Origin of the sequence: Roseovarius nubinhibens ISM (genome assembly GCF_000152625.1) — a bacterium.
In the GTDB taxonomy this organism is placed as follows: Bacteria; Pseudomonadota; Alphaproteobacteria; order Rhodobacterales; family Rhodobacteraceae; genus Roseovarius; species Roseovarius nubinhibens.
Genome location: NZ_CH724156.1, coordinates 2,331,411 through 2,356,403 on the forward strand (window position 1 = coordinate 2,331,411; position 24,993 = coordinate 2,356,403).

Annotated in this window: 22 protein-coding genes and 1 pseudogene; 12 read left to right on the forward strand and 11 right to left on the reverse strand. The window is 65.1% G+C overall.

Translation table 11 applies throughout. The annotated features are described in order from the left end of the window. Window positions 1-12: 12 nt before the first annotated feature. The 5 genes from ISM_RS11105 to ISM_RS11125 all read right to left on the reverse strand — a co-directional run bounded on the left by ISM_RS11105 (window position 13) and on the right by ISM_RS11125 (window position 7,617). The gene (locus ISM_RS11105; RefSeq protein WP_009814260.1) at window positions 13-3,336 is read right to left on the reverse strand and encodes an error-prone DNA polymerase; all 3,324 of its coding nucleotides are present in this window, start codon (window positions 3,334-3,336) and stop codon (window positions 13-15) included. Beyond that, a complete protein-coding gene (locus ISM_RS11110; protein WP_009814261.1) occupies window positions 3,333-4,811 on the reverse strand; it encodes a Y-family DNA polymerase in 1,479 nt (492 codons plus the stop codon). The genes ISM_RS11105 and ISM_RS11110 overlap by 4 nt, the downstream gene beginning before the upstream one ends. After that, on the reverse strand, window positions 4,753-5,313 hold the full coding sequence (locus ISM_RS11115) for a hypothetical protein (RefSeq protein WP_009814262.1): 561 nt from the start codon (window positions 5,311-5,313) through the stop codon (window positions 4,753-4,755). The genes ISM_RS11110 and ISM_RS11115 overlap by 59 nt, the downstream gene beginning before the upstream one ends. 61 nt (window positions 5,314-5,374) lie before the next feature. Further along, on the reverse strand, window positions 5,375-6,508 hold the full coding sequence (locus tag ISM_RS11120; RefSeq protein WP_009814263.1) for a hypothetical protein: 1,134 nt from the start codon (window positions 6,506-6,508) through the stop codon (window positions 5,375-5,377). 32 nt (window positions 6,509-6,540) lie between these two features. Then, on the reverse strand, window positions 6,541-7,617 hold the full coding sequence (locus ISM_RS11125; RefSeq protein ID WP_009814264.1) for a coiled-coil domain-containing protein: 1,077 nt from the start codon (window positions 7,615-7,617) through the stop codon (window positions 6,541-6,543). Between the two features lie 254 nt (window positions 7,618-7,871). On the opposite strand from ISM_RS11125, the gene ISM_RS11130 reads away from it, so the two are divergent. From ISM_RS11130 to ISM_RS11175, 10 genes are all read left to right on the forward strand, one after another. After that, window positions 7,872-8,735 (forward strand): MBL fold metallo-hydrolase, encoded by an 864-nt coding sequence (locus tag ISM_RS11130; protein ID WP_009814265.1) that lies wholly within the window; start codon window positions 7,872-7,874, stop codon window positions 8,733-8,735. Between the two features lie 189 nt (window positions 8,736-8,924). Next, window positions 8,925-9,212, forward strand: coding sequence for a preprotein translocase subunit YajC (gene yajC / locus ISM_RS11135; RefSeq protein ID WP_009814266.1), 288 nt, complete (start codon window positions 8,925-8,927; stop codon window positions 9,210-9,212). Window positions 9,213-9,324: 112 nt separating this feature from the next. Then, complete coding sequence (gene secD, locus ISM_RS11140) at window positions 9,325-11,958, forward strand: protein translocase subunit SecD (protein WP_009814267.1); 2,634 nt, start codon at window positions 9,325-9,327, stop codon at window positions 11,956-11,958. Continuing rightward, window positions 11,951-12,709, forward strand: a complete 759-nt coding sequence (locus ISM_RS11145) for a sulfite exporter TauE/SafE family protein (protein WP_040618484.1) — start codon at window positions 11,951-11,953, stop codon at window positions 12,707-12,709. The genes secD and ISM_RS11145 overlap by 8 nt, the downstream gene beginning before the upstream one ends. 15 nt (window positions 12,710-12,724) lie before the next feature. After that, the gene (locus tag ISM_RS11150; protein WP_009814269.1) at window positions 12,725-13,084 is read left to right on the forward strand and encodes an Mth938-like domain-containing protein; all 360 of its coding nucleotides are present in this window, start codon (window positions 12,725-12,727) and stop codon (window positions 13,082-13,084) included. Next, the gene (gene ccmA / locus ISM_RS11155) at window positions 13,081-13,713 is read left to right on the forward strand and encodes a heme ABC exporter ATP-binding protein CcmA (RefSeq protein ID WP_009814270.1); all 633 of its coding nucleotides are present in this window, start codon (window positions 13,081-13,083) and stop codon (window positions 13,711-13,713) included. The genes ISM_RS11150 and ccmA overlap by 4 nt, the downstream gene beginning before the upstream one ends. Continuing rightward, a complete protein-coding gene (gene ccmB / locus ISM_RS11160) occupies window positions 13,710-14,366 on the forward strand; it encodes a heme exporter protein CcmB (protein WP_009814271.1) in 657 nt (218 codons plus the stop codon). Before ccmA ends, ccmB begins: the two co-directional genes overlap by 4 nt. Window positions 14,367-14,379: 13 nt before the next feature. Then, entirely contained in the window at window positions 14,380-15,111 is a 732-nt protein-coding gene (locus ISM_RS11165) for a heme ABC transporter permease (RefSeq protein WP_009814272.1), read from the forward strand. Continuing rightward, on the forward strand, window positions 15,108-15,266 hold the full coding sequence (gene ccmD, locus ISM_RS11170) for a heme exporter protein CcmD (protein ID WP_009814273.1): 159 nt from the start codon (window positions 15,108-15,110) through the stop codon (window positions 15,264-15,266). Before ISM_RS11165 ends, ccmD begins: the two co-directional genes overlap by 4 nt. After that, the gene (locus tag ISM_RS11175; protein WP_040618033.1) at window positions 15,259-15,798 is read left to right on the forward strand and encodes a DsbE family thiol:disulfide interchange protein; all 540 of its coding nucleotides are present in this window, start codon (window positions 15,259-15,261) and stop codon (window positions 15,796-15,798) included. Before ccmD ends, ISM_RS11175 begins: the two co-directional genes overlap by 8 nt. Before the next feature lie 36 nt (window positions 15,799-15,834). Here ISM_RS11175 and ISM_RS18600 read toward each other — a convergent pair whose 3' ends face one another. Both ISM_RS18600 and acnA read right to left on the reverse strand, forming a co-directional pair. Then, complete coding sequence (locus ISM_RS18600; protein WP_009814275.1) at window positions 15,835-15,969, reverse strand: hypothetical protein; 135 nt, start codon at window positions 15,967-15,969, stop codon at window positions 15,835-15,837. A gap of 200 nt (window positions 15,970-16,169) precedes the next feature. After that, window positions 16,170-18,944 carry an aconitate hydratase AcnA gene (gene acnA, locus ISM_RS11180; protein ID WP_009814276.1) on the reverse strand — a complete coding sequence of 925 codons (2,775 nt, stop codon included), beginning with the start codon at window positions 18,942-18,944 and terminating at the stop codon, window positions 16,170-16,172. A 322-nt stretch (window positions 18,945-19,266) separates the two neighbouring features. On the opposite strand from acnA, the gene ISM_RS11185 reads away from it, so the two are divergent. After that, entirely contained in the window at window positions 19,267-19,911 is a 645-nt protein-coding gene (locus tag ISM_RS11185) for a DUF1223 domain-containing protein (protein ID WP_009814277.1), read from the forward strand. 41 nt (window positions 19,912-19,952) lie between these two features. On the opposite strand, the gene ISM_RS11190 is transcribed toward ISM_RS11185, so the two are convergent. The 3 genes from ISM_RS11190 to purB all read right to left on the reverse strand — a co-directional run bounded on the left by ISM_RS11190 (window position 19,953) and on the right by purB (window position 23,688). Then, a complete protein-coding gene (locus ISM_RS11190; protein ID WP_156783370.1) occupies window positions 19,953-20,891 on the reverse strand; it encodes a lysophospholipid acyltransferase family protein in 939 nt (312 codons plus the stop codon). A gap of 97 nt (window positions 20,892-20,988) precedes the next feature. Then, the gene (locus ISM_RS11195; RefSeq protein ID WP_009814279.1) at window positions 20,989-22,065 is read right to left on the reverse strand and encodes a flagellar motor switch protein FliG; all 1,077 of its coding nucleotides are present in this window, start codon (window positions 22,063-22,065) and stop codon (window positions 20,989-20,991) included. A gap of 315 nt (window positions 22,066-22,380) precedes the next feature. After that, window positions 22,381-23,688, reverse strand: a complete 1,308-nt coding sequence (gene purB, locus ISM_RS11200; protein ID WP_009814280.1) for an adenylosuccinate lyase — start codon at window positions 23,686-23,688, stop codon at window positions 22,381-22,383. Between the two features lie 82 nt (window positions 23,689-23,770). On the opposite strand from purB, the gene ISM_RS11205 reads away from it, so the two are divergent. Next, on the forward strand, window positions 23,771-24,178 hold the full coding sequence (locus ISM_RS11205; RefSeq protein WP_156783371.1) for a DUF6314 family protein: 408 nt from the start codon (window positions 23,771-23,773) through the stop codon (window positions 24,176-24,178). A 12-nt stretch (window positions 24,179-24,190) separates the two neighbouring features. Here the strand turns inward: ISM_RS11205 and ISM_RS11210 are convergent. After that, window positions 24,191-24,964, reverse strand: a pseudogene (locus ISM_RS11210) (IclR family transcriptional regulator). Window positions 24,965-24,993: the final 29 nt, after the last annotated feature.

The following is a 24,993-nucleotide window of genomic DNA, read 5'->3' on the forward strand; positions in this document are numbered from 1 at the left end:
CCGGCGGCAGGGTCAGTGGAAATCGCGGCTTGGAAAGAGCTTCTTGGCCTGATCGCGCGGGTGGCGGGCGCTGGGGCTGCGGGTGCTGGCGCGGGGCTGTTCCTTGGGCAGGTTGTCGGTCACCGATGTGGTGCCGCCCACCACCTCGCTCAGGGGATGGCCGAGATCGCCCAGCCGGTGCGACAGGTCTTCGATCTCCTGCGCGATGAGATGCACCACTTGGCCCTCGCGCTGCAGCGGGCCGGTGACCCGCAAGAGACGCCCGCCCATCACCGGGCGGCGGAACCGTTCGAACACCTTGCGCCAGACCACCACATTGGCCACGCCGGTTTCATCCTCGAGCGTCAGGAAAACCACGCCGGAGGCGGTGCCGGGGCGTTGCCGGGTGATCACCAGCCCGCAGATCGAGCGCCGTTCGAGCGGCGCGGTGAGCAGCGCGTCATGGCGCGTCAGCCCGGGCATCGACGGGCGCAGCAATTCCATCGGATGCGCCCGCAGCGTCAGCCGCATCGAGACGTAATCCTCGACCACCTCTTCGCCCAGATGCATCGGCGGCAGGGTCACGGCGGGTTCGTGGATCGCCTCGCCATCGATGGGATCGTTGAAAAGCGGCAGCGGCTTTTGCCCGCGGATCGCCCGCACCGCCCAGAGCGCATCGCGCCGGGTCAGCCCCATATCGGCAAACCCGTCCGCCTCGGCCAGCCGTTCCAGCACCGCAGGCGCGACCCCGGCGCGCAGCCAGACGCTTTCGGGATCGCGGTAGCCATTGCCCCGCGCCGCGACGATCCAGCGGGCGTCCTCTTCGCGCAGCCCCTTGATCTGGCGAAACCCGAGCCTGAGCGCCAGCGCCCCGTCGCCGCGCCGTTCGAGCGTGTTGTCCCATTCGCTGTGATTGAGGCAGACGGGGCGGGTTTCGACCCCGTGGTCGCGGGCGTCGCGGACGATCTGGGCGGGGGCGTAAAACCCCATCGGCTGGCTGTTGAGCAGGGCGCAGGCAAAGATCGCCGGGTGGTGGCATTTGAGCCAGGCCGAGACATAGACCAGAAGCGCAAAGGCCGCCGCGTGGCTTTCGGGAAAGCCGTAATCGGCAAAGCCCTCGATCTGGCCGAAACAGCGTTCCGCCACCTCGCGGGCATAGCCATTGGCCATCATGCCGGTGAGGAACCGGTCGCGGTGTTCGCCGATCGTGCCCATGCGCCGAAACGAGGCGAGCGAGCGGCGCAGGTGGTCGGCCTCTTCGGCGGTATAGCCCGCCCCGGTCATGGCGATCTGCATCGCCTGTTCCTGAAAGAGCGGCACGCCGAGCGTGCGGCGGGTGACCTCTTCGAGCGCCGGGCCGAAGGGCTCGGGCGCCTCGAGCCCTTGCCGGCGGCGGATATAGGGCTGAACCATACCGCCCTGTATGGGGCCGGGGCGGACGATGGCCACCTCGATCACCAGATCGTAGAATTCCCGGGGTTTCATCCGCGGCAGAAAATTCATCTGGGCGCGGCTTTCCACCTGAAACACCCCCACCGCATCGGCGCGTTGCAGCATCTCGTAGGTGTGGCGGTCCTCCTGCGGCACGGTGGCGAGGCTGAGGTTCTGGCCTTCGTGCTGGGCCAGCAGGTCAAAGGATTTGCGCACGCAGCTCAGCATCCCGAGCCCGAGCACATCGACCTTGAGAATGCCCAGCGTGTCGATGTCGTCCTTGTCCCATTCGATCAAGGTGCGGTCCTCCATCGCCGCGTTCTCGATCGGAGCGAGCTCGTCGAGCCGCCCCTTGGTGATGACGAAGCCGCCGACATGCTGGCTCAGATGGCGGGGAAAGCCGATGATTTCCCCGATGAGCCGCATCGTCTGGGCGAGCCTGCGGTCGGCCGGGTCAAGCCCCAGTTCGCGGGCCCGTTCCATATCCGCGCCGCTGTTGGTCAGCCCCCAGATATCCGCCGAGAGCCGCGTCGTCAGATCCTGCGAGAGCCCCATCACCTTGCCCACTTCGCGGATCGCGGCGCGGGTGCGGAAATGGATCACCGTGGCGCAGAGCCCGGCCCGTTCGCGCCCATAGGTGGCATAGATCCACTGGATCACCTCCTCGCGCCGCTCATGTTCGAAATCCACGTCGATATCGGGCGGCTCGCCGCGATGGCGCGAGATGAACCTCTCGAACACCATGCCGATCATCTCGGGCGAGACATCGGTGATGCCGAGCAGGTAGCACAGGATCGAATTGGCCGCCGAGCCGCGCCCCTGACAGAGAATGCCCCGGCTGCGGGCGAATTGCACGATGTCGTGGACGGTGAGGAAATAGGCCGGAAACTTGAGCTCTTCGACCACCGCCAGCTCTTTGTCGAGAAGCGCCCGGGCCTTGGCCGTGGCACCCTTGGGGTAGCGCCGCGCCAGCCCCTCTTCGGCCAGCCGGCGCAACCGCGCCATGGGGGGCTCGTGCTGGCTGCCCTCTTCGGGATATTGATAGCTCAGCTCGCTGAGGCAAAAGCTGCACCTGCCGGCGATCTCCACCGTGCGGCGTAGCGCGGCGGGATGGTTGCGAAACAGCCGGGCCATGTCCTCGGCGCCTTTGAGGCGGCGTTCGGCATTGGGCAGGGCGCGGGTGCCGATATGGTCGATGGTGCAGCCCTCGCGCAGGCAGGTCAGCACATCGGCCAGTTGCCGCCGCGCCGCGCGATGCATGAGCACATCGCCCACCGCCACCATCGGCGCGGCACAGCGCAGGGCGAGCGCCGCGCAGGCGTCGAAATAGGCCTGATCCGACCCGTCATAGCGCGGGGCCGCGCCAAGGAACACATGACCCGGATAGCGTCGGCGCATCTGCTGGATCTCCGGCGCGGCGCGGCGCAGATCCTCGGGCAGGGCAATCAGGATCATCCCGGCGCAGCCCGCGAGGAGATCGGCCAGATCGAGATGGCACTGGCCCTTTTCGGCGCGCCGTTTGCCCAGGGTCAACAGCCGGGTCAGCCGCTGATAGGCGGCCAGATCCGTGGGCAGCGCCAGCCAGTCCACGCCGCGCCCGTCGCGCAGCACCAGCCGCGCGCCGGTGATCAGGCGCGGCAGCTGCGGGGTCTCGGGCCGGGGCAGGGGGCGCTGCCAGCCGACCTCCTGCCGCGAGCTGCTGTCGATGCGCCGATGCGAGCGGATCGGCAGCACCTCTTGCGCCTTGTCGCGCAGGAGCTTCAGCGCCTTATAGGCCCGCACCACCCCGGCGAGCGAATTGCGGTCGGTGATGGCGATGGCCTCGAGCCCCAGCTCGGCGGCGCGGGCGACCATTTCCTCGGGATGCGAGGCCCCGGTGAGAAAGGTGAAATTCGTGGTCACGCCAAGTTCGGCATAGGGGATCATGCGAATTCCCCCTGCACGAACCAGCCCGGCGCCTGTGGCGTGTAGAACATCCACAGCCGCCGCCCCTGATGGGTCTGCACCTGCCAATAGTCGCGCAGGCCGCGCCGCCAATTGTCATCGCTGAGCCACCATTCCGGGGCGATCCGTTCCGGGCCGCAGAGCCGCGCAACGCTCAGCGCCATACGCCGCCAGCGAAACCGCGCGGGCGGGCGCGGCCCGTGGCCCGCGATGGGTTCCGGCGGAAAGAGCACGAGAGGGCGCGGGCGCGGCGCGGACCAGTTGCCTTCGGGGCGCGAATAGGCCGCCGGCGAGATGAGAAAACCGCGTTCGGGGATGTGGCTGTCGGCGGGCAGGAAACGTTGCACATTCTCGAGCCCGATCCGGGTGCCGATGCGGGTGATGAGATCGTCGAGCTGGCTGTCGTCGCGTCCCTCCATATGGGTGATCTGCCGCGCCGGAAGCCGTTCCACCTGCACCGCCTCGAGCCGCAGCTGATCGATGCCATAGCCTGCCTCGACCGCTGCGACGCCGCGTTCAAAGAGCGGCAGGATGCGGGCCGCGTCGCGCAGCGGCTGGGCGAGGCGCAGCTCGACCGTGCGGGCCTCCTGATCGACCCGGCGCAGGGTCAGGCAGAGGCTGCGCGCGCCGGTCTCGTGATGGGCGAGCTTGGCGCAGAGCTGATCGAGGAGGCGCGACACCCCGGCCATGACATCGTCGCACAGGCCGATCGGCTCGGGCAGGGTCATGCGGACGCCGTAATGGGGCGGCTCGGCCAGCGGCGTGATCTCTTCGGGCTGGCGGCCCAGCGCCTGATCGAGCCGCAGGAGCGGCGCGGGACCAAAGCGGCGGGCGAGCGGCGCGCGCGGCGTGGCGTCGAGATCGGCGATCCGGCGCAGCCCCAGCCGTTGCAGCCCGGTCACCAGATCGGGATCGAGCCGCAGCGCCGCCACCGGCAGATCTGCGAGCGCCGCCTGGGGCGCGCCGGGCGCGGCGCAGCCTTCGCCATGACGGGCCAGCGCCCAGGCCGCCCCCCGCGTGTCGCCGAGCCCGAGCCGCGCCGCCACGCCCGCGCGACCGAGGCCTTGGCGCATATTGGCCAGCATCTGCGATTCGCCGCCAAAGAGATGCGCCGAGCCGGTGATGTCGAGCACCAGCCCATCATCCCCCTCGAGCCCGACCCAGGGGCAATAGCGCGTGGCCCAGCGCCGCAGCACATGCAAAAACCGCGCCTCGGCCTGAAGATCGGCGGGGCGGCTTTGCAGATCGGGGCAAAAGGCGCGGGCATCGGCAAAGGACATGCCACGGTGCAGCCCTTGGCGTTCGGCGGCCTGATTGAGGCAATGCAGCCGTTCCGCATTGGCCTCGCGCAGGGTCAGGACAAAGGGCCCGGCAATCGGGCGCAGCCGCAGAACCCGGTCACTCGCCAGCCGGGGAAACCAGATCGAGACGACGCGCCTCTGTAGACCATCGAACATGCCAGGCCCCTAATGTTCCCGATTTGTTCTTAATAAGATCCCATCGCATCAGAGTCGAGTCGTCGCAGCCCCGCGCGTCATGGATCGGCATGGCCTGCCAGCGGGTCTCGGCCGCATTGCTGCCCATGCCCTCGGGAATGAGGCAAAGCCCGGTCGCCCCCCCGGCCTTGGCCGCCAGTTGCAGCCGCCGTCCCTCGCGCAGGTCGAGCGCGGCGCTGATCTCGAGCACCACCAGCGGCACCGCGCCGTCGCGCAGCGCCTCTTCGGCCACCGCCAGAAGATCACTCTGGTCCGCGGCCTGCGCCACCAAGAGCCGCGCCGGATCGAGAAAGGCCGAGAGCCCCACCGGGTTGAGCGTCTCGCGCAGCCAGGCCTCGCGCAGCCACAGCACCCGCGTCATCGGTGCGGCGGCGATGGCGGCAAAGCCGCGCGCGCCTGCGCCGCAGACCTCGTGGACACGGGCCGGGCGCAGCGGAAAGGCGGGGAGGGAATCTGCACTCATGGCGCGCAGTATAGCGGCGCGGCGGGCAGGGGTGAAAGAGGGGCGGTGAAAGAGGGCGGGCTTAGTAGCGCAGCACGCGGCCCGCGCTGCCCACCACATATTTGGTCACCTGGGCAAAGCCCGGCGGGGATTTCTCGGCCAGCACCTGATAGGGGCGTTCGGGCAGGATGATGCTCCGGTCCATGCGGGTGGCGCCGATGTCGGCCCCGCGCCCGGAAAAGGGATCGAGCGCAAAGACTTCGCGTTCCACCGTGCCGAACCAGCCGGCGCGCTCCTCGATCACCCGTTCGCTCTGCAGGATCTCGTCGGTCCAGGCCAGCGCCCAGGTCTGATCCACGCTGGCGGCAGCCTCGGAGAGCACCTCGTGGAGTGGGCCGCTCTGCCGGGTGTAGCCATGGGCGTAGAGCGGGCCGAGATGCAGGCGGCGCAGGGATTTCGGGTGCAGATCGTCAAAACTGTCGTCGAAACCCTTGGCGATGGTCAAAAGCTTGAGCCCGCCGAGCGCCTGCCCCATGAGATGCGCCTGCACCTCGGGCCAGCGCCGGGTGTCGCGCAAAAGCGGCGTGCGGCCGCTGTCCTCGAGCTCCATCAGATAGATGGTGGGCAGGTTGACCTGACTGTCATAGACCGCCCAATGGATCAGCAGCCGGGGACGGGTGCCGGAATTGCCCCGGCCATAGAGCTCTATGGCGCGGGGGTCGTTCTGGGCCCAGAACAGTTCGCCCCGCGCAAGCTCTTGATAATAAAGCCGTTGTGCCAGCGCGAATTGCAGCCGGGTGGGGATGTCTCGCTCGGCCACGATCTGATCGACCATCTGCCGTTTGAGCGTCTCGGCCCCCGGCATATTGTCGAGATGGGTGGCGGCCTGCTGCGCGTCATTGGCCATGATCAGCAGCTCGTTGAACACCGGAAAACCGCTGTCCTGCGTGTCGAGCGTCAGCGGCGGCACTGGGCGGCCGGTGTCGCGCCCGACCAGCAGGTATTTCATCGACAGGGCGTGAAACGTGTGGCCGAGCTGGGTGAGATAGGTCGCGAGGATCTCGATCTCGGGCTCGGAGAGCTGGTTGCGGGCGCGCATATCGGCGGCGACCCGTGGCAGATGGTCGAGAATCTGCCGAAAGGTCGCAAAATAGCGCCGCGACGCCCGAAGGTCGCGCAGCGCCTTGTGGTCTTCTGCGGTCGGTGCCCTAGCCATGGGCGGCCTCATCCCCGGTCAGGACGCGCAGCTCAGACGCCATAAAGGTTCTTGTCATGTTTCTCGACAATATCCTGAAACCGGCGGGCAAAGCGTTCGTCGGCCTTGGCCTTGGCCTCGAGCACGTCGCGGGCAAAGACCATGTGATCCTCATGCGCCTCGAGCATGTCGGCCATCTTCTGATTGGTGGCCGCGCCGATCCCGGCCATGGCGGATTGCGCCTCTTGGTCGGTCTTGACGCCGATCTCGTTGATGCGGTGGGCGACGTCCTGCTGCTGGGCGGTTTTGAGCGATTTGGTCAGCGCATCATAGAGCACGACCCGCTGTTTGGTGTCGGTCTGCAGCTTGTTGATCAGCACCATCTGCGTCGCCGCCTGATTTTGCAGGCTGTCGACCCAGGTTTTGCCCTTTTCGATATAGCGTTCAAGGGTTTGCGACTTGGCGAGCTTGACCTGTTCGTCCTGCACCATGGCGTTGTATCTGGTGTTGAGCTCGGCAAGCTGCGTCTCGAGCTTGGTGCGGGCGGCGGCGTCGGTCTCGCTGGCGATGGCGTTTTCGAGCTTGATGATCTCGGGGTCGAGCGCCTTGATCTCGGTGCGCACGGTTTCGAGCTCTTGCACGGTGAATTCACGGTCGTCCAGCGTCTCGGTCAGGTTGGCTTCGACCTTTTGTTTCTGGTCTTCGAGCACCGCGAGCTGACCTTCGAGCAGCTGGGTGATCACGTCGGATTTGGAGATCAGATCCTGCAGTTTGTCGTCGATGCTGGCGGTGCGCATCCGGTCCTGGCGCATGCTGTCGGATTTCGCCTTGGAGAAGATGCCGACAAAGCTTTCCCAGCCGGTCTTGGTGCGCATCTCGTCGAAATCGCGGGAAAAGGCGGCGGTGACATCGTCGAGCCCCATGATCAGCTCGGCGATATTGGCGTTCATCACCTCGGTATGGGCATGAACATCCTCGAGCGTGGCGTTTTCGATGTCGAATTCGGCCGCTTGTTCGCTGCCGAGTTTCTGTCGGGCGCTCTGGATACGGCTGGTGATGGCTTCGATCTTGGCCTGGGCCTCTTCGACCTGAGCCTGGCTTTCGCGCATTTGTGTTTCAAGATCGGCCATATGCCCCCCCTATATACCTTAAGTTACAATCCGTTCGGGCGGGCGGGATCATGCCGGCTCGGCCCTCTTCGTCAGTCGTTATCCCGTTCAATATATGCAGGATTGCATGTCATTGAAACGGTTTGATCCCCTCGGGGCGGAAAAACCTGTGAGGGGCGGAGGCGCGGGCAATTCGCGTGACATATTCAGCCGGCTGCATGTATGATACGGCGCAACGAGAGCGAGTGAGATCAAGCGATATGACACGCCAAGACATGAGCCAAGCCCCTGAGGTCACAGCGTTTTTCGATGAGGCGTCGAACACGTTCAGCTATGTGGTCAAGGACCCCGAGAGTGCCGCCTGCGCGGTGATCGACAGCGTGCTCGACCTCGATTACGCGGCGGGGCGGATCGCGTTTGACGGGGCGGATGAGATCATCGCGCATATCCGCGACAAGGGGCTCGAGCTGCAATGGCTGATCGAGACCCATGTCCATGCCGATCACCTGTCGGCGGCGCCTTATATTCAGGACGCGCTGGGCGGGCAGGTGATGACCAGCGAGAAAATCATCGAGGTGCAGGAGACATTCGGCAAGGTGTTCAACGAGGGCACCGAGTTTCAGCGCGACGGGTCGCAGTTTGATCGGCTGCTCAAGGATGGCGACGAATACAGCATCGGACAGCTGCGGGCTTTTGCCCTGCTGACCCCCGGTCATACCCCCGCTTGCATGACGCATGTCATTGGAAATTCAGCCTTTGTTGGCGATACTCTCTTCATGCCGGATGGGGGGTCGGCGCGGGCGGATTTTCCGGGGGGGGATGCTGGGGTGCTCTATGATTCGATCATGCGGGTGCTGAGCCTTGAGGACGAAACGCGGCTCTTCATGTGCCATGATTACGGGCCGGGTGGGCGTGAGGTGCAATATCAGACCACGGTGCGCGAAGAGCGCGAGAACAATATCCATGTGGGCCAGGGCGTGAGCCGCGAAGCCTTTGTAAAGATGAGAGAAGATCGCGACAAGACGCTGTCGATGCCCAAGCTCATCATCCCCTCGCTGCAGGTCAATATGCGGGCCGGGGACGTGCCGCGCGACAAGGATGGCAACATGGTTCTGAAGGTGCCGGTCAACAAACTCTGAGGCCGCGACAGCGGGATGGGGCCGAAAAACGCCATGTCGGCAGGACGTCGGCATTACGTCGGTATTGCGACAGTGTGTCCGAGCCCCGCCAGAGCGGCGTTTTCGCGCCTTGCAAATAGGCCCGCGCGGCCATAGGTTCCCCGCAAATTCCCGGGCGGACACGCCCTTCATCGGACAAGGAGAATTCCTATGGAAGGCGGCAACGCATTGGCCCAGTTTCTACCCCTCATCCTGATCTTCGCGATCATGTATTTCCTGCTCATCCGGCCGCAGCAGAAGAAGGTCAAAGAGCATCGCGCGATGGTCGAAGCCCTGCGCAAGGGCGACCGTGTCGTGACCCAAGGCGGTCTCATCGGCAAAGTGTCGCGCGTGCAGGATGGTGAGCTTGAGGTCGAGCTGGCCCCGAATGTCAAAGTGCGCGTGCTGCGCCATGCCATTTCGGAAGTGCGTTCGAAGACCGAACCGGCGGAAAGCTGATCCAAAGCTGATCCCGGGGCCCCTGCGCGCGGATGATCCGCAGCGCCGGGGCCTGCGGCGCCACGGGCGTCGCGCGACCCTGACATTCTGACACTGCCCGAAAGCCTGCATCATGCTGAAGATTGATCTGTGGAAACGTATTCTCATCTGGGGCGTGGTTCTCATCGGACTTCTGCTGGCCGCGCCGAACGGGTTCTACAACAGGGTCGAGACGCATAATGACGCGGCCAAGCTGGTCGAGCAGGGGGCGGACCCGGCGAGCGTCAGCGACGAGCTGGCGCAATGGCCGACCTGGCTGCCCTCGGGGCTGGTCAATCTCGGGCTCGACCTGCGCGGCGGCGCGCATCTTCTCGTCGAAGTGCGGGTGCAGGAAGTGTATCAGGCACGGCTCGAGGCGATGTGGCCCGAAGTGCGCGACCTGCTGCGGGACAATCGCGGCGAGGTCGGCGCGATCCGCCTGCAGCAAGAAAATGCCGAAGAGCTCGTCGTTCAGCTGGTGCAAAAGCCGGAGGCGGTGAGCCAAGCGGTGACGCTGGTGCGCGGGCTGGCACGGCCCGTCACATCGCTGACCGGGGCCGGTTCGAACGATATCGAGGTGAGCGCGCGGGGCGACAGTGTCGTGGTGCGGCTCAGCGAGGCCGAACAGCGCGCCACCGATGAGCGGACCGTGCGTCAGGCGCTCGAAATCATCCGCCGCCGGATCGACGAGGTCGGCACGCGCGAGCCGACCATTCAGCGCCAAGGCGCCGAGCGTATCCTGATCCAGGTGCCGGGCATCGGCAGTGCCGAAGAGCTCAAGGCGATCATCGGCACCACGGCAAAGCTCACATTCCAGCCGGTGGTGAGCCGCACGAGCAATGCCAATGAACGCCCCGGTGCGGGCAATGAAATCCTGCCCTCGCTCGATGAAGAGGGGGTGTATTATATTCTGGAACGGGCGCCGGTTGTGACCGGTGAAGAGCTCGTCGATGCGCAGCCCGATTTCGACCAGAACGGGCGGCCTGCCGTGTCCTTCCGGTTCAACACCACGGGCGCGCGGAAATTTGGCAATTACACCGCCGAAAATATCGGCAATCCCTTTGCCATCGTTCTCGATGGTGAAGTGATCAGCGCGCCGGTGATCCAGAGCCATATTCCGGGCGGGTCCGGCATCATCACCGGCCAGTTCACGGTGGAAGAGACCACCAATCTCGCGGTTCTGCTGCGTGCCGGGGCGCTGCCGGCGGGGCTCGATTTCCTCGAAGAGCGGACCATCGGCCCAGAGCTTGGCGCTGACAGTATCGAAGCGGGCAAGATCGCCTGTTTCGTGGCCTTCGCGCTGGTGCTGGCCTTTATGTGGGCGAGCTATGGCCGGTTTGGCCTCTTTGCCAATATCGCGCTCATCGTGAACGTCGGGCTGATCTTTGGCCTGCTGAGCCTGATCGGGGCGACGCTGACCCTGCCGGGGATTGCGGGGATCGTTCTTACCATCGGGATGGCGGTGGATGCCAACGTGCTTATTTTCGAGCGTATCCGCGAGGAAATGGCCACGGCCAAGGGCCCGGCGCGGGCCATCGAGCTTGGCTATGAAAAGGCGCTCTCGGCGATTGTGGATGCCAATATCACCACCTTCATCACCGCTGTGATCCTCTTTGTCATGGGCTCGGGCCCGGTGCGCGGCTTTTCGATCACGCTGGGGCTCGGCATCATCACCTCGCTCTTTACCGCGATCTATGTGACGCGGCTCTTGGTGGTGATGTGGTATGACCGCAAGCGGCCCAAATCGGTGCTGCAGGGGCGGTCGCTCAAGCTTGTGCCGCAGGTCACCAATTGGGATTTCTTCCGTCGCTGGAAGCTCTCGATCGGGGCGTCGGTTCTGATGATCCTCGTGGCGGTCACCTCCTTTGGGGCGCAGGGGCTCAACTTTGGCATCGATTTCCGGGGCGGCACGACGATCCGCACCGAGAGCGCCGAGAGTATCGACATCGGCACCTATCGCGGCGCCATCGAAGAGCTTGGCCTTGGCGATGTGACCATCACCGAAGTCTTCGATCCGACCTTTGCCCCCGATCAGAATGTCGCCATGGTGCGCATTCAGGCGCAAGACGATCAGGAGAGCGTCACGGCCGAGCTGATCAACAGCGTCGAGGCGGCGCTCGCCGCGGCGGTGCCGGATATCAAGTTCACCTCGGTGGAGAGCGTCGGCCCGAAAGTGTCGGGCGAGCTGATCACCACGGCGGTGATTGCCGTGATGCTCGCGATCGGCGCGGTGCTCGTCTATATCTGGCTGCGCTTTGAATGGCAGTTCGCCTTGGGCGCGGTGGCGGCGCTCGTCCATGACGTGGTGTTGACCATCGGGGTCTTTGCGATCTTCCAGATCCAGTTCGACCTGGCCATTATCGCGGCGCTTTTGACCATCGTGGGCTATTCGCTCAACGATACGGTGGTGGTGTTTGACCGGGTCCGTGAAAACCTGCGCAAATACAAGAAAAAGCAGCTTGGCGAGGTTCTCAACCTGTCGATCAACGAGACGCTGAGCCGGACGATGATGACCTCGGTCACCACGCTTCTGGCGCTGGTGGCGCTCTATTTCCTCGGCGGCGATGTTATCCGTGGCTTTGTCTTTGCGATGATCTGGGGCGTGATTGTCGGGACCTATTCGTCGGTCTTCGTGGCCTCGACCATCCTGCTCAAGCTTGGCGTCAAGCGTGACTGGTCCAAGCCCGATGGCAATGCCGGCACGCAATTTGCCAATGTCGATGCCTGAGGCATTGCTTGCGGTCTTCGGCCTGCCGGGGATCGCGTGGCTGGCGCTGGCGATGGCGGTGGCGGGGCTCGTCCGGGGCTTTGCGGGCTTTGGCACGGCGCTGATCTTTGTGCCGGTGGCGGGGATGTTCCTCGCACCCGCGCAGGTGGTGGGCACCATCGTGATCACCGGGGTATTTTCGACGGCGGCGCTGCTGCCCCGCGCCTGGCGGCAAGGGGACCGGGCCGAGGTCGGCTGGCTGGTGCTGGCAGCCTTGCCGACGGTGCCGGTGGGGCTCTGGCTCATCACCCAGCTTGACGCGGATGTGGTGCGCTGGACCGTGGCGGTGATCGCGGGCGGCACACTGGCGCTGCTCATCTCGGGCTGGCGGTTTACCGGCACGGTGGGGCGCGGTGGTCTGTTGGTCATCGGGGCGCTGGCGGGGCTGATGGGCGGGCTGACCGGGCTCACCGGGCCGATGGTCATTCTGTTTTACCTGTCGGGGCAGGCGGTGGCGCAGTCGGTGCGGGCCAATACGATCCTGTTTCTCGCGGCGCTGGATGTGGTGATCGTGGCCAATCTGCTCATCTCCGGGACGGTGGAGATGAATATCGTCTGGCTGGCGGTGGTGCTGGCCGTGCCCTATTTCATCACCACGATGATCGGGCAGGCGCTGTTTGATCCGAAGCTTGAGAAGACCTATCGCGCACTGGCGCTGACGGTGATCGGGCTTGCGGTGTTGAGCGGGCTGCCGATCTGGAGCATGATCTGAGCCAAGGAGCGCACCATGCAACTCAATGAGATCACATTCACCTCTGCGACCCCGATCGACGGCTATGGGCCGGGGTTTTTCCGGGTTGGCGGGCAGGTGATGGAGGGGGCGATCCTCGTGACCGAACAGGGCGCAAAGCCTTGGGGCGGGCTCGAGGATGCCGCGACGCTTTTGGCGCTGGCGGGGCAGGTGGATGTGGTGTTCATCGGCACCGGGGGCGAGATTGCACCGCTGCCCGCCGGGCTGCGATCAGAGCTCGAGGCGGCGGGGATCGGGGCCGAGATCATGGCGTCGGACGCGGCCTGCCGGACCTATAACGTTCTACTGTCAGAAGGTCGCCGGGTGGCGGCGGCGCTGCTTCCGGTTGGCGGATGAGCGACACGCGGCCCTTGCTGGAAACGCGCGCGCTCAGCGTCGGGCGGGGCGGGGTCGGCCTGCTCGAGGGCGTCGATCTGCGGATCATGCCGGGCAGCGCGCTGGTCCTGCGGGGGCCGAATGGCAGCGGCAAGACGAGCCTCTTGCGGACGCTTGCGGGGCTACAACCGCCGCGCGACGGCACCCTTGAGGCCGAGCCGGACGACATTGTGCTCGCCGGGCATCTTGACGGGGTGAAACCCACCTTAAGCGTGGCCGAGAACCTGCGGTTCTGGGCCGAGATTTTCGGCACCAGCGGCATTGAGCAGGCGCTCAGGACCTTTGATCTCGACCGGCTGCGCGACCGGATGGCGGCGAGCCTGTCGGCCGGGCAAAAGCGGCGGCTGGGTCTGGCGCGGCTCATCGTGGCGGGGCGCAAGCTCTGGCTCTTGGATGAGCCGACCGTTTCGCTCGACCAAGAGGCGACCGGGCTCTTTGCCAGCGCGGTGCGCGCGCATCTGGATCAAGGCGGGGCGGCGATCATTGCCACCCATATCGACCTCGGCCTCGCGCCGATAGAGCACATGGATGTGAGCCGATACCGCGCCGCGCCGCCCGCGCCCGACGATTTCGACGAGGCCTTTGCATGAGGGCGCTGCTGCTTCGGGATCTGCGGCTGGCGATGCGGGCCGGGGGCGGCTTTGGCCTTGCCATGGCGTTTTTCCTGATCGTCGTGGTTCTGGTGCCCTTTGCGGTGGGTCCGCGGGCCGATCTGCATAGCGCCATTGCGCCCGGGGTGCTCTGGCTCGGGGCGCTGCTGGCGTGCCTCTTGTCGCTCGACCGGATGTTCGCGCTCGATTGGGAGGATGGCACGCTCGACCTTCTGGCCACCGCGCCGCTGCCGCTTGAGATGGTGATCATCGCCAAGGCGCTGGCGCATTGGCTCACCACCGGGCTGCCGCTGGTGCTGCTGGCGCCGATGCTGGGGATCTTGCTCAACCTTGCGCCCGAGGCCTATGGCGCGCTCACCCTGTCGCTCGCCGTTGGCACGCCGGCGCTGTCGGTGATCGGCGCCTTTGGCGCGGCGCTGACGGTGGGGGTGAAGCGCGGCGGGCTGCTGCTAAGCCTGCTGGTGCTGCCGCTCTACGTGCCGAGCCTCATCTTCGGGGCGGATATGGTGCGGCGGGCGAGCGAGGGCGGCGCGGTCACAACCCCGTTATTGCTGCTGGCCGGGATCACCTGCGGCGCAATCGCGCTTTTACCCTTTGCCTCGGCTGCGGTATTGAGGGTGAATCTCAGATGACCGGACGGTGCCCATGAACGCGATCTGGCAATATGCCAACCCGAAGAAATTCATCGACACGTCAGAGCGGCTCTTGCCTTGGGTGGCGGGGCTGGCGGCGCTGTGCCTGGGCGTCGGGCTGATCTGGGGCTATTTCCTGACCCCTGATGCCGAGCGCTTTGGCGCGACGGTCAAGATCATCTATCTGCATGTGCCCGCCGCCATGATGGCGATCAGCGCCTGGTTCATGATGCTGGTGGCCTCGCTCATCTGGATCATCCGCCGCCACCATGTGAGCGCGCTGGCCGCCCGGGCCGCCGCCCCGGTGGGCGCGGTGATGACGGTGATCGGGCTGGTGACCGGGGCGATCTGGGGCCAGCCGATGTGGGGCACCTGGTGGGCCTGGGACCCGCGGCTCACCTCGTTTTTGATCCTGTTCCTGTTCTACCTCGGCTATATCGCCCTTTGGGCGGCGATTGAGGATGATGACAGCGCCGCCGATCTGACCTCGATCCTCTGTCTGGTGGGGTCGGTCTTTGCGGTGCTGAGCCGCTATGCGGTGAATTTCTGGAATCAGGGGCTTCATCAGGGCGCATCGCTCAGCCTCGACAAGGAAGAGAACGTGGCGGATGTGTTCTATATCCCGCTGCTGGTCTGTATCGCGGGGTTTGTCCTGTTGTTCGTGGCGCTGGTCCTGATGCGGACCGGGACGGAAATCCGGGCGCGGCGGATGCGCGTCCTGCTGGCACGGGAGCGGATGAAATGATGCCGGATCTGGGCAAATACGCGGTCGAGGTTCTGGCCTCTTACGGGGCGTCGATTGCGCTGATCGTGGCGCTGGTGGTGCTCAGCGTGGCGCGGGCGCGCCGGGTGCGGGCCGAGCTTGAGACAGTTGAGAAACGGAGCAGGCAAGATGGCTAGGATCTCTCCCTTGATGGCGGCGCCGCCGCTGATTTTCGCGGCGATTGCGGGGCTGTTTCTCGTCGGCATGATGCGCGACGACCCCGATGCGCTGCCCTCGGTCTTTGTCGGGCGCGAGGCGCCGCCACTGCCGTCCGAGGCGCTGCCGGGGCGGGCGCCGCTCACCGATGCCGATCTGCGCAGCGGTGAGGTCACCATCGTGAATTTCTGGGCCTCCTGGTGTCCGCCCTGCCGGGCCGAGCACCCGACGCTCAAGGCGCTGGCCCAAGAGGGCTTGCGCGTTGGTGGGGTGAATTTCAAGGATGAGGCGGATCAGGCCAATGGCTATCTCGACCGGGATGGCGATCCGTTCTTTGGCGTGAGCTATGACCCGAAAGGGCGCACCGCCATTGATTGGGGGGTCACCGCGCCGCCCGAGACCTTTATCATCGGACGCGATGGCACGGTTCTCTTTCGCTTTGCCGGGCCTCTGGTCGGCAGTGATTACGAGCAGCGGTTTCGCCCCGCTCTCGACCGGGCCTTGGCGGAGTGAGGCCGGTCAAGATCGGTTAAGTCCGGTTAGGACGGCTCAATAGTCGCATTGCAGATGGCTGACCTCGTCGCTCGCCCGGCAATCATGGGTGTTGGCGGCGTCGCCCTGTGCGCCGACGACGGCGAGGATGACGAGGGCGGCCGCCTGAGCGGTAATCAAGAACCAGCGCATTTTTTTTCCTTATCTGCTTGTCCTAAGACATGGGGCAGGGCGGGAAAAAAAGAAGTGGGCATCTGCGCGCCATATTCCCCCTTGGGCCTCCTTGAGCGAAATCCAGCGTGGTGTTGCGCGGCAATCCCCCATGAAAAAACCCCCGGTGTGGAACCGGGGGTTTCGTGTTTTTCAGGATGCGGCGTCGGCTGACGCGGCGATCAGGCCGATTTGGCGAGGTTGCGCAGCACGTAATGCAGCACGCCGCCATGTTCGATATATTCGATCTCGATGGCGGTATCGATGCGGCACTTGAGAGTGATTTCCTTGGTGCTGCCATCGGCCATCTTGATCGTGCAGGGCACTTCCTGCTGCGGCTTGATCGTGTCGAGCCCGTGGATCGAGACCTCTTCCTCGCCGGTGAGGCCGAGCGTCTTGCGCGTGTCGCCACCGGTGAATTCGAAGGGGATAACGCCCATGCCGACGAGGTTTGAGCGGTGGATACGCTCGAAATTCTCGGCGATGACGGCCTTGACGCCCAGAAGCGCGGTGCCCTTGGCGGCCCAGTCACGGCTCGACCCGGCGCCATATTGTTCACCGCCAAAGACGACCAGCGGCGTGCCTTGCGCCTGATAGGCCATGGCGGCGTCGTAGATGGCCGTCTGTTGGCCATCGGGGCCTTTGGTGTAGCCGCCTTCGACCCCATCCAGCATCTCGTTCTTGATGCGGATATTGGCGAAAGTGCCGCGCATCATGACCTCGTGGTTGCCGCGGCGCGAGCCGTAGGAGTTAAACTCGCGCACGGGCACCTGACGGTCGATCAGATACTGACCGGCCGGGGTGGTGTCCTTGAACGAGCCGGCGGGGCTGATGTGGTCGGTGGTGACCATGTCGCCCAGAACCGCGAGGACGCGGGCGCCTTCGATGTTCGAGATCGTGCCGGGATCCTTGGACATGCCTTGGAAATAGGGCGGGTTCTGCACATAGGTCGATTGCGGCGGCCAGTCATAGGTCTCGCCCTCGGAGGTCTCGACCGCCTGCCATTTCTCGTCGCCTTTGAAGACATCGGCATATTTCGACTGGAAGGCGTCGCGGGTGACGGTCTTTTGCACCAGATCGGCGATTTCCTTGGAGGTGGGCCAAATGTCCTTGAGGTAGACCGGGTTGCCGTCCTTGTCGGTGCCGAGCGGGTCTTTGGTGACGTCGACATTCATGTCACCGGCCAGCGCATAGGCCACCACCAGCGGCGGCGACGCGAGGTAGTTGGCGCGCACGTCGGGCGAGATACGGCCTTCGAAGTTGCGGTTGCCCGAGAGCACCGAGACGCCGATCAGGTCGTAATCATTGATGCATTTGGAAATCTCGGGCGCCAGCGGGCCGGAGTTGCCGATGCAGGTGGTGCAGCCATAGCCGACCAGGTTGAAGCCGATGGCGTCGAGATCGTCCTGAAGCCCGGCGGCCTCGAGATATTCCGACACGACCTGGCTGCCCGGGGCGAGCGAGGTTTTCACCCAAGGTTTGCGGTTGAGTCCCAGTTCGCGCGCCTTGCGGGCGACGAGACCCGCGCCGATCATCACATAGGGGTTCGACGTGTTGGTGCAGGAGGTGATCGAGGCGATCACGATCGAGCCGTCGTGGAGCTGATAATGGCCGTCATCGGTGGGCACATAGCCGCGCTGATGGTGGCCTTCGTCGCCGGGGATCTCGGCCGGTTCAGGCTGTCCGCCCTCACCTTCCCAGCGGATCTCGGCCCGTTCGCCGGCGTCACGGCCTTCGCGGAAGCCCTTGACCCATTTGCCGAACTCGGTGGCGGCCACGTCGAGCGCGATATGGTCCTGCGGGCGCTTCGGGCCGGAGATGGCGGGCACCACGGTGCCCATGTCGAGGCTCAGCGTGTCGGTATAGACCGGCGCGTAATCGGCGCCGCGCCACATGCCGTTTTCCTTGGCATAGGCTTCGACCAGCGCGATGCGGTCCTTGTCGCGGCCGGTGAGTTCCAGATAGCGCAGGGTTTCCTGATCGATCGGGAAGAAGCCACAGGTCGCGCCATATTCGGGCGCCATGTTGCCGATGGTGGCACGGTCGGCCAGCGGCAGGTTGTCGAGACCGGCGCCGTAGAATTCGACGAATTTGCCAACCACGCCCTTTTCGCGCAGCATTTCCACGACCTTGAGCACGAGGTCGGTGGCGGTGGTGCCTTCGACCATCTGGCCGGTGAGCTCAAAGCCCACGACTTCGGGGATGAGCATCGAAATCGGCTGGCCGAGCATGGCGGCTTCGGCCTCGATGCCGCCGACGCCCCAGCCCAGAACCGCCGCGCCATTGACCATGGTGGTGTGGCTGTCGGTGCCGACGAGCGTGTCGGGATAGGCCACTTCGGTGCCGTCTTGGTCGACATCGGTCCAGACGGTCTGGGCCAGATATTCGAGGTTCACCTGGTGGCAGATGCCGGTGCCGGGGGGCACGACGCGGAAGTTGTTGAACGCGCCCTGACCCCATTTGAGGAACTGGTAACGCTCCATGTTGCGTTCATATTCGCGGTCGACGTTCATCTGGAACGCGCGCGGGTTGCCGAACTCGTCGATCATCACCGAGTGGTCGATGACCAGATCGACGGGGTTGAGCGGGTTGATCTTCTGCGCGTCGCCGCCCAGCGCCTTGATCCCGTCGCGCATCGCGGCCAGATCGACCACCGCCGGAACGCCGGTGAAATCCTGCATCAAGACGCGGGCCGGACGATAGGCGATCTCGCGCGGGTTCTTGCCGCCTTTCTCTGCCCAATCGGCAAAGGCCTTGATGTCATCGGTGGTGACGGTCTTGCCGTCCTCGAAACGCAGCATGTTTTCGAGCACCACCTTGAGCGCGGCGGGCAGGCGCGAAAAATCGCCCAGACCTGCGGCCTCGGCGGCGGCGATGGAGTAATAGGATACGGATTGGCTACCGACCGTGAGTTGCTTGCGCGTCTTGGCGGTGTCCTGACCAACGGTAATGGGCATTGGGATCTCCTTCCGGCTGGGAATGGCTCTGGCTTGGGTTGCTTCTGACCGATTTGCGGCAAGCGATCAAGGGGTCTGAGCGCAAATTGTATACGAGTGTACACAATTTCAAGCGCCTTGCGGGCTGTCACAAGGCATCGCGCAGGCGTGATTGGTTTCACGCGCCGTTTGACGCTAGGTTTTCCAGAGGGCAAAAGCCCAATGTGATATAGAGCAGACTGACCAAGGAACGGAGCGGCGCATGGCGCGAGGATGGAGATCGATAGCGTGTGGACTGGCTCTGGCCCTTCCTCTGGTTCTGGGCCTCGGGCCGGGATCGGCGGTGCAGGCGCAGGGCCGGGCCGTGGTGGTCGAGCTCTTTACCTCGCAGGGCTGTTCCTCTTGCCCGCCGGCGGATGAATATCTGCATGAGCTGGCCAAGCGCGACGATGTGATCGCGCTGGCGCTGCATGTGGATTATTGGGATTACATCGGCTGGAAGGATATTTTCGCCGATCCCGCCTATACGGCGCGGCAGCGCAAATATGCCAAGGTCGCCGGGCGGCGCATGGTTTATACGCCGCAGATGATCATCAACGGGCAGGAAGATGTGGTGGGCAATCGGCCGCAGGATGTGCAGGCCTTGATTGCGGCGCATCAGGCGAAACCGGCGCAGGTGCGGCTTCATGTGACGCGGGCGGGGCGGGCGTTGCAGATCAATGCGCGCGATGTGAGCGGGGCGGGGCAGAGCTGGGATGTGCAGCTGGTGTCCTACCGGCCTGAAAGCCCGGTCAAGATCACCCGGGGCGAGAATGCCGGGCATGATTTCACCTATGCCAATGTGGTCACCGGGATCACCCGGATCGCGCAATGGCAGGGCAATACGCCGCTGTCGCTGAATGCCAAGGCGCCGGGCGATGGGCCGGTCGTGGTGGTGGTGCAGCGCGCCGGGCTGGGTCGGATCGCGGCGGCGCAGATCGCCAAATAACCCGAAATTAACCTGAAAATGCCACGTCGGTGGCGCGTCGGTTACGCGTCGGTATTGCGACGGTCCTGCATATGGCGGGCGCGGGCCTCGGCGAGATCGCCGGTGCCATCCTTCCAGCGGCGGTGAATCCAGAACCATTGGTCCATGTGATCGCGCACCTGCGCCTCGAGCCGGTCGTTGAATTCGCGCGTCATCTCGACCGGGTCGCCATGGGCGATGGGGGCCTCGACATGGATGTCGAAATGGAGGCCGTCGGGGCGGCGGATGCCCCAGACCGGGACCAGCGGCGCGTCATATTTCAGCGCCAGCTCGGCGGTGACGAGCGAGGTCAGCGCGGGCTGGCCGAAGAAGTCGAGCGGCACGCCGTCCTGGGCGTTGAGATCGTTGAGGATGGCCAGCACGCCGCCCTTGCGGAGATGTTTGACCATGGCGACCATGCCGCGTTTGCCCTGTTCGAACATCGGCTGGCTCAGCGCGTCCATGACCTGGGTGTAATGGACGTTGAAATAGCGGTTCTTGAGCGGGCGGTAGAAGACGCCCATTTCGAACCCCTGTTCGATCATCGCGATGCGGGCGGCGTTGAAACTGCCGAAATGGCCGGTGACAAAGATCACCGGGCGGTTCTCGGCGCGGGCCTTGCGGATCGCCTCCATGCCGGGGCCGGAGACGGTGGATTGGCGCGCGGTCTCGATGAAATCGCGGGTCGAATACATCTCGATCATGTTGCGCCCGGCATTGTCGGGCACCCAGCGGACGAGGTGATTGACCTCGGCGGGCGAAAGATCGGGGCGCACCTGGGCGAGGTTCTCGCGCACCCGTTTGCCATAGCCCGCCAGCGGCGCGACGAGGCGCGCGGTGATCCAGCCCATCACCGGCACGCGGGTCCGGTAGGGCAAGAGAAGCGCCAGACCGATCAGCCCACGCAGCACGAGGTTCACCACATATTCGCTGGCGCGGGGGAGAAACGGGTCTTTGGACATGGGCTGGGCCGCCTTGTTGTTCACTGGCCCCGACATAAAGCGGACGGGACACGGGGACAAGCGCGGTGATCAGCGGCGGGATCTGCGGGCGACCGGGTCAATCCTCCTCATCGTCGTCTTGCGGGGTGACGAGGGAGATTTCGCCCGCCGCGTCGAGACGGCGGATGGCGTTGATCACCTCGGTCATCGCCTCTTCGCCGGTGCGGGGGCGGACGGTGCCCATCTCCTGCATCGCCTCGCGGAGGTTTTCCGACATGCGTTTCGACATGTTCGACAGCAGGAATTCCGCCACATTGTCGAGCCCGGCAGGCCCGGCGGCGGCGAGCGCGGTGACGAGCCGGGTCTGATCGACCTCGCGCAACACGCGCGGCACATCGGCGGTGCCGAGCCGTTCCGGGATATGGGCGAAGGTGAAGATCGCCTTGCGCACCTGTTCGGCGAAATCGCGGTCCTCTTCTTCGAGCCCCGAGAGCACATCGTCGCGCAGCGAGGAGAGCGAGGAATTGAGAATCGCGCCGACCCGTTCCACCGGCCCGTCGGCAAAGGCCATCACCGGCTTGTCGGCGAGCTGCGCGGCGAGGGCCATGCCGATGCGTTCGACGGCGACCGGGTTCACCGCCTCGGTCTGCGACACGGCATAGGTGATGCGGCGGGCGGTTTCGCCGGGCAGTTTGCCCAGAAGTTCGGCGGCGCGGGTCACCTCGAGTTTCGACAAGAGCACGGCGGCCACCTCGGTGCATTCGGCCTGAATGAGCGGGGCAAGTTCCGAAAGTTCGGCCTTGCGGACCTGATCCCACGGATCGCCCATCTGCCGCACGCCCGCCTCCTTACGCAGGCGCGAGGCGGTCTGGGGCGAGAGCCTGCCGCCGAGTTCAGAGAGCGCGCCGGCGACGCCATGCGGGAAGATGAGGCCCATCGCCTCAAGCTCGGACGCGAATTCGCCGAGCACCGCGATAAGCGTTTCGCGGTCGACATAGCGCATTGCGCCCATCTGGGTGGTCAGGCTTTCCTGCAGCGGTTCGGGCAGGTCGGCGAGGCGCAGTTCGGCGCCTTCCTTGAGCAGGAAGCGCACGATGATCGCGGCCTTTTGTCGGCGGGTCAGGTGGGCGGCAGGGCGCAGGGGCGCGGTGCTGCCCTCGATCTGCGCCAGCGATGTCGGTGAGCCCATGGTCATCCTCGTCTGGTTCCGGCTCAGACTAGGGGCCAAGGGTGAAAAATCGCCTAACGGGTTTGGGGGGGCGGGGAACGCCCGGTCGCGGGTTGTATCCGGGCCAAATCGGAGATTTGGCAGCGCCCGAACCGCCCCCACGGGGCGGGCGCTTGCGCCCACCCCTCGGTTCGGGCGCGGGGGTGTGGGGGTTTACCGTGCAGCTTGCTCCGGGCGGGCGGGTGCTTGCGCCCAGCCCTCGGTTCGGGCGCGGGGGAGGCGCTGGGAATGAAAAAAGGGCCGCCATGAGAGGCGGCCCTTGGTTTGGTCGGTCGGGTGGGATCAGCTCTCGCCGAAGACCCGGCCAAAGATCGTGTCGACATGTTTGGTGTGGTAATCCATGTCGAATTTGGCGCGGATGCCGTCTTCGCCCAGCGCGGCGACAACCTCGGCATCGGCGAGCAGAAGTTCCTGGAAGTCGAGACGCTCTTCCCAGACCTTGAGCGCGTTGCGCTGCACCATGGAATAGGCGTCTTCGCGGCTGACACCGGCCTGGGTCAGGGCGAGGAGCACCCGCTGGCTCATCACCAGGCCGGGGAATTTATTCATGTTGTCGAGCATGTTCTCGGGGAAGATCAGCATCTTGTCGATGACGCCGGTCAGCCGGTTCAGCGCGAAATCGAGCGTCACGGTGGCGTCGGGGCCGATGCCGCGCTCGACCGAGCTGTGCGAGATGTCGCGTTCATGCCAGAGCGCCACGTTTTCCATCGCCGGGATCACCGTCATCCGCACGAGACGGGCGAGACCGGTGAGGTTTTCGGTCAGCACCGGGTTCTTCTTGTGCGGCATGGCCGACGAGCCCTTTTGGCCCATCGAGAAGAATTCCGCGCCTTCGAGCACTTCGGTGCGCTGCATGTGGCGGATTTCGATGGCGACGTTTTCGATCGACGAGGCGATGACGCCGAGCACGGCAAAGAACATCGCGTGGCGGTCGCGCGGGATCACCTGGGTCGAGATCGGCTCGGGCGAGAGGCCGAGCTTGGCGCAGACATGTTCCTCGACCCGGGGGTCGATATTGGCGAAGGTGCCGACCGCGCCCGAGATGGCGCCGGTGGCGATCTCTTCGCGGGCCTGTTCGAGACGGCGCTTGTTGCGGTCCATCTCGGCATAGAAGCGGGCGAAGGTGAGCCCCATGGTGGTGGGTTCGGCATGGATGCCGTGGCTGCGGCCGACGCGCACGGTGTTCTTGTGCTCCATCGCGCGCTTCTTGAGCGCGGCGAGCAGCTTGTCCATATCGGCGAGCAGGATGTCGGCGGCGCGCACGAGTTGCACGTTGAGGCAGGTGTCGAGCACATCGGAGGAGGTCATGCCCTGATGCACGAACCGCGCCTCTTCCGAGCCCACATGTTCGGCGAGATGGGTCAGGAAGGCGATGACGTCATGTTTGGTCACGGCTTCGATTTCGTCGATCCGGGCGACATCGAATTCCACGTCCTTGGCCTTCCACACGGCTTCGGCGTTTTCGCGGGGGATCACGCCGAGATCGGCCATGGCGTCACAGGCATGGGCCTCGATCTCGTACCAGATGCGGAATTTGGTCTCGGGCGACCAGACGGCAACCATTTCGGGGCGCGAATAGCGGGGAATCATGCTAGCGGTGTCCTGTGGTGATGGATGGGTTGCTGCGGGGTTTAGACCCGTGCGCCCAAAGGAACAAGGCAGGAGCGCGAAAGTGGGTCGTTTTGCCCGTGTTTTGGCGGATTTCGAAGGGGTTTGGCAGCTTTCGCGCGAGATCGTTCAGGCGGATGGCGGGCGCGCGCGCTTTGCCGGGGAGGCGATGTGGCGGCCCGATCCCGAGGGGCTGCGCTATGAGGAGCGGGGGCTGTTGCAGATCCCCGGCCAGCCCGCGATGCAGGCCGAGCGGCGGTATTTGTGGCGTGACGATCTGACGGTCTGGTTCGACGATGGGCGGTTTTTCCATCAGGTGCCGCCGGAGGGCGGTGAGACCGGCCATTGGTGCGATCCCGATCAATATGACGTGGCCTATGAGTTCGGCCGCTGGCCCGAGTTCACCGTGCGCTGGCAGGTGCGGGGGCCGCGCAAGGATTATGAGATGCGGAGCCTCTACAGGCGCGCCTGAGCCGCGCGGCGTTTAGGCGAGGATGCCATTGGCGGTGTCGAGCACGGCGGGCAGGATGCGGGCGCGGACCTCGTCGAAATCATAGCTGAGCCCGGAGACCGAGACCTGCACCGCTGCCTCGGAGCGGCCGCCGGGGCCGGTGATCGGGGCGGCGAGGCTGATTTCATTGAGGATCACCTGATCGCGGGTGAGCGCATAGCCGTTGCGGCGGCATTCGACGATATCGGCGTTGATCGCGTCGCGGTCGGTGATCGTCTTATGCGTATAGGGGTGCACCTCCTAGGTTTCGACCGCCTGCCAGCGGTCCTCTTCGGCCCAGGTCGAGAGCATCACCCGGCCCGAGGCGGTGCAGAGCGCGGGCACCCGGCGGCCGACGATGGAGGCGGCGAAATGGGTGCGCTGCGAGGGCAGGCGCAGCGCGTAGATGATGTGATTGCCAGACATCTGCGCGAGGTTCACCGTCTCGCCGATCTGCTGCGACAGTTCCACCAGTTTCGGCAGCGCCCGGGCGATGATCGGATCGGACCAGTAATAGGCATAGGCCAGTTCGAGCCAGGCATGAGAGGGACGGAATCGCCGGGTCGCGCTATCGCGATCGAGCATGCCTTCGACATGAAGCGTGTGGGCGAGGCGCTGAACCGCGCTTTTTTGCAGCCCGGTGCGCTGCACCAGTTCCGAGAGCGACAGGCTGGCATGAGATTCGTCGAAAGCGCGGAGCAATTTCAGCCCTTTGGCCAGCGTGCCTGCGTAAAGTGAGCTGTGCTTTTGCGCGGTTTCTTCGCCCATATTTTAAGTCTCCCCCCAATTGAGCCCCG

What these genes read in the sequence shown, in the direction of transcription:
- ISM_RS11105 (WP_009814260.1), bottom strand. Translation starts at nt 3,336, where the DNA reads ATGATCCCCTATGCCGAACTTGGCGTGACCACGAATTTCACCTTTCTC.
- ISM_RS11110 (WP_009814261.1), bottom strand. Translation starts at nt 4,811, where the DNA reads ATGTTCGATGGTCTACAGAGGCGCGTCGTCTCGATCTGGTTTCCCCGG.
- ISM_RS11115 (WP_009814262.1), bottom strand. Translation starts at nt 5,313, where the DNA reads ATGAGTGCAGATTCCCTCCCCGCCTTTCCGCTGCGCCCGGCCCGTGTC.
- ISM_RS11120 (WP_009814263.1), bottom strand. Translation starts at nt 6,508, where the DNA reads ATGGCTAGGGCACCGACCGCAGAAGACCACAAGGCGCTGCGCGACCTT.
- ISM_RS11125 (WP_009814264.1), bottom strand. Translation starts at nt 7,617, where the DNA reads ATGGCCGATCTTGAAACACAAATGCGCGAAAGCCAGGCTCAGGTCGAA.
- ISM_RS11130 (WP_009814265.1), top strand. Translation starts at nt 7,872, where the DNA reads ATGAGCCAAGCCCCTGAGGTCACAGCGTTTTTCGATGAGGCGTCGAAC.
- yajC (WP_009814266.1), top strand. Translation starts at nt 8,925, where the DNA reads ATGGAAGGCGGCAACGCATTGGCCCAGTTTCTACCCCTCATCCTGATC.
- secD (WP_009814267.1), top strand. Translation starts at nt 9,325, where the DNA reads ATGCTGAAGATTGATCTGTGGAAACGTATTCTCATCTGGGGCGTGGTT.
- ISM_RS11145 (WP_040618484.1), top strand. Translation starts at nt 11,951, where the DNA reads ATGCCTGAGGCATTGCTTGCGGTCTTCGGCCTGCCGGGGATCGCGTGG.
- ISM_RS11150 (WP_009814269.1), top strand. Translation starts at nt 12,725, where the DNA reads ATGCAACTCAATGAGATCACATTCACCTCTGCGACCCCGATCGACGGC.
- ccmA (WP_009814270.1), top strand. Translation starts at nt 13,081, where the DNA reads ATGAGCGACACGCGGCCCTTGCTGGAAACGCGCGCGCTCAGCGTCGGG.
- ccmB (WP_009814271.1), top strand. Translation starts at nt 13,710, where the DNA reads ATGAGGGCGCTGCTGCTTCGGGATCTGCGGCTGGCGATGCGGGCCGGG.
- ISM_RS11165 (WP_009814272.1), top strand. Translation starts at nt 14,380, where the DNA reads ATGAACGCGATCTGGCAATATGCCAACCCGAAGAAATTCATCGACACG.
- ccmD (WP_009814273.1), top strand. Translation starts at nt 15,108, where the DNA reads ATGATGCCGGATCTGGGCAAATACGCGGTCGAGGTTCTGGCCTCTTAC.
- ISM_RS11175 (WP_040618033.1), top strand. Translation starts at nt 15,259, where the DNA reads ATGGCTAGGATCTCTCCCTTGATGGCGGCGCCGCCGCTGATTTTCGCG.
- ISM_RS18600 (WP_009814275.1), bottom strand. Translation starts at nt 15,969, where the DNA reads ATGCGCTGGTTCTTGATTACCGCTCAGGCGGCCGCCCTCGTCATCCTC.
- acnA (WP_009814276.1), bottom strand. Translation starts at nt 18,944, where the DNA reads ATGCCCATTACCGTTGGTCAGGACACCGCCAAGACGCGCAAGCAACTC.
- ISM_RS11190 (WP_156783370.1), bottom strand. Translation starts at nt 20,891, where the DNA reads ATGTCCAAAGACCCGTTTCTCCCCCGCGCCAGCGAATATGTGGTGAAC.
- ISM_RS11195 (WP_009814279.1), bottom strand. Translation starts at nt 22,065, where the DNA reads ATGACCATGGGCTCACCGACATCGCTGGCGCAGATCGAGGGCAGCACC.
- purB (WP_009814280.1), bottom strand. Translation starts at nt 23,688, where the DNA reads ATGATTCCCCGCTATTCGCGCCCCGAAATGGTTGCCGTCTGGTCGCCC.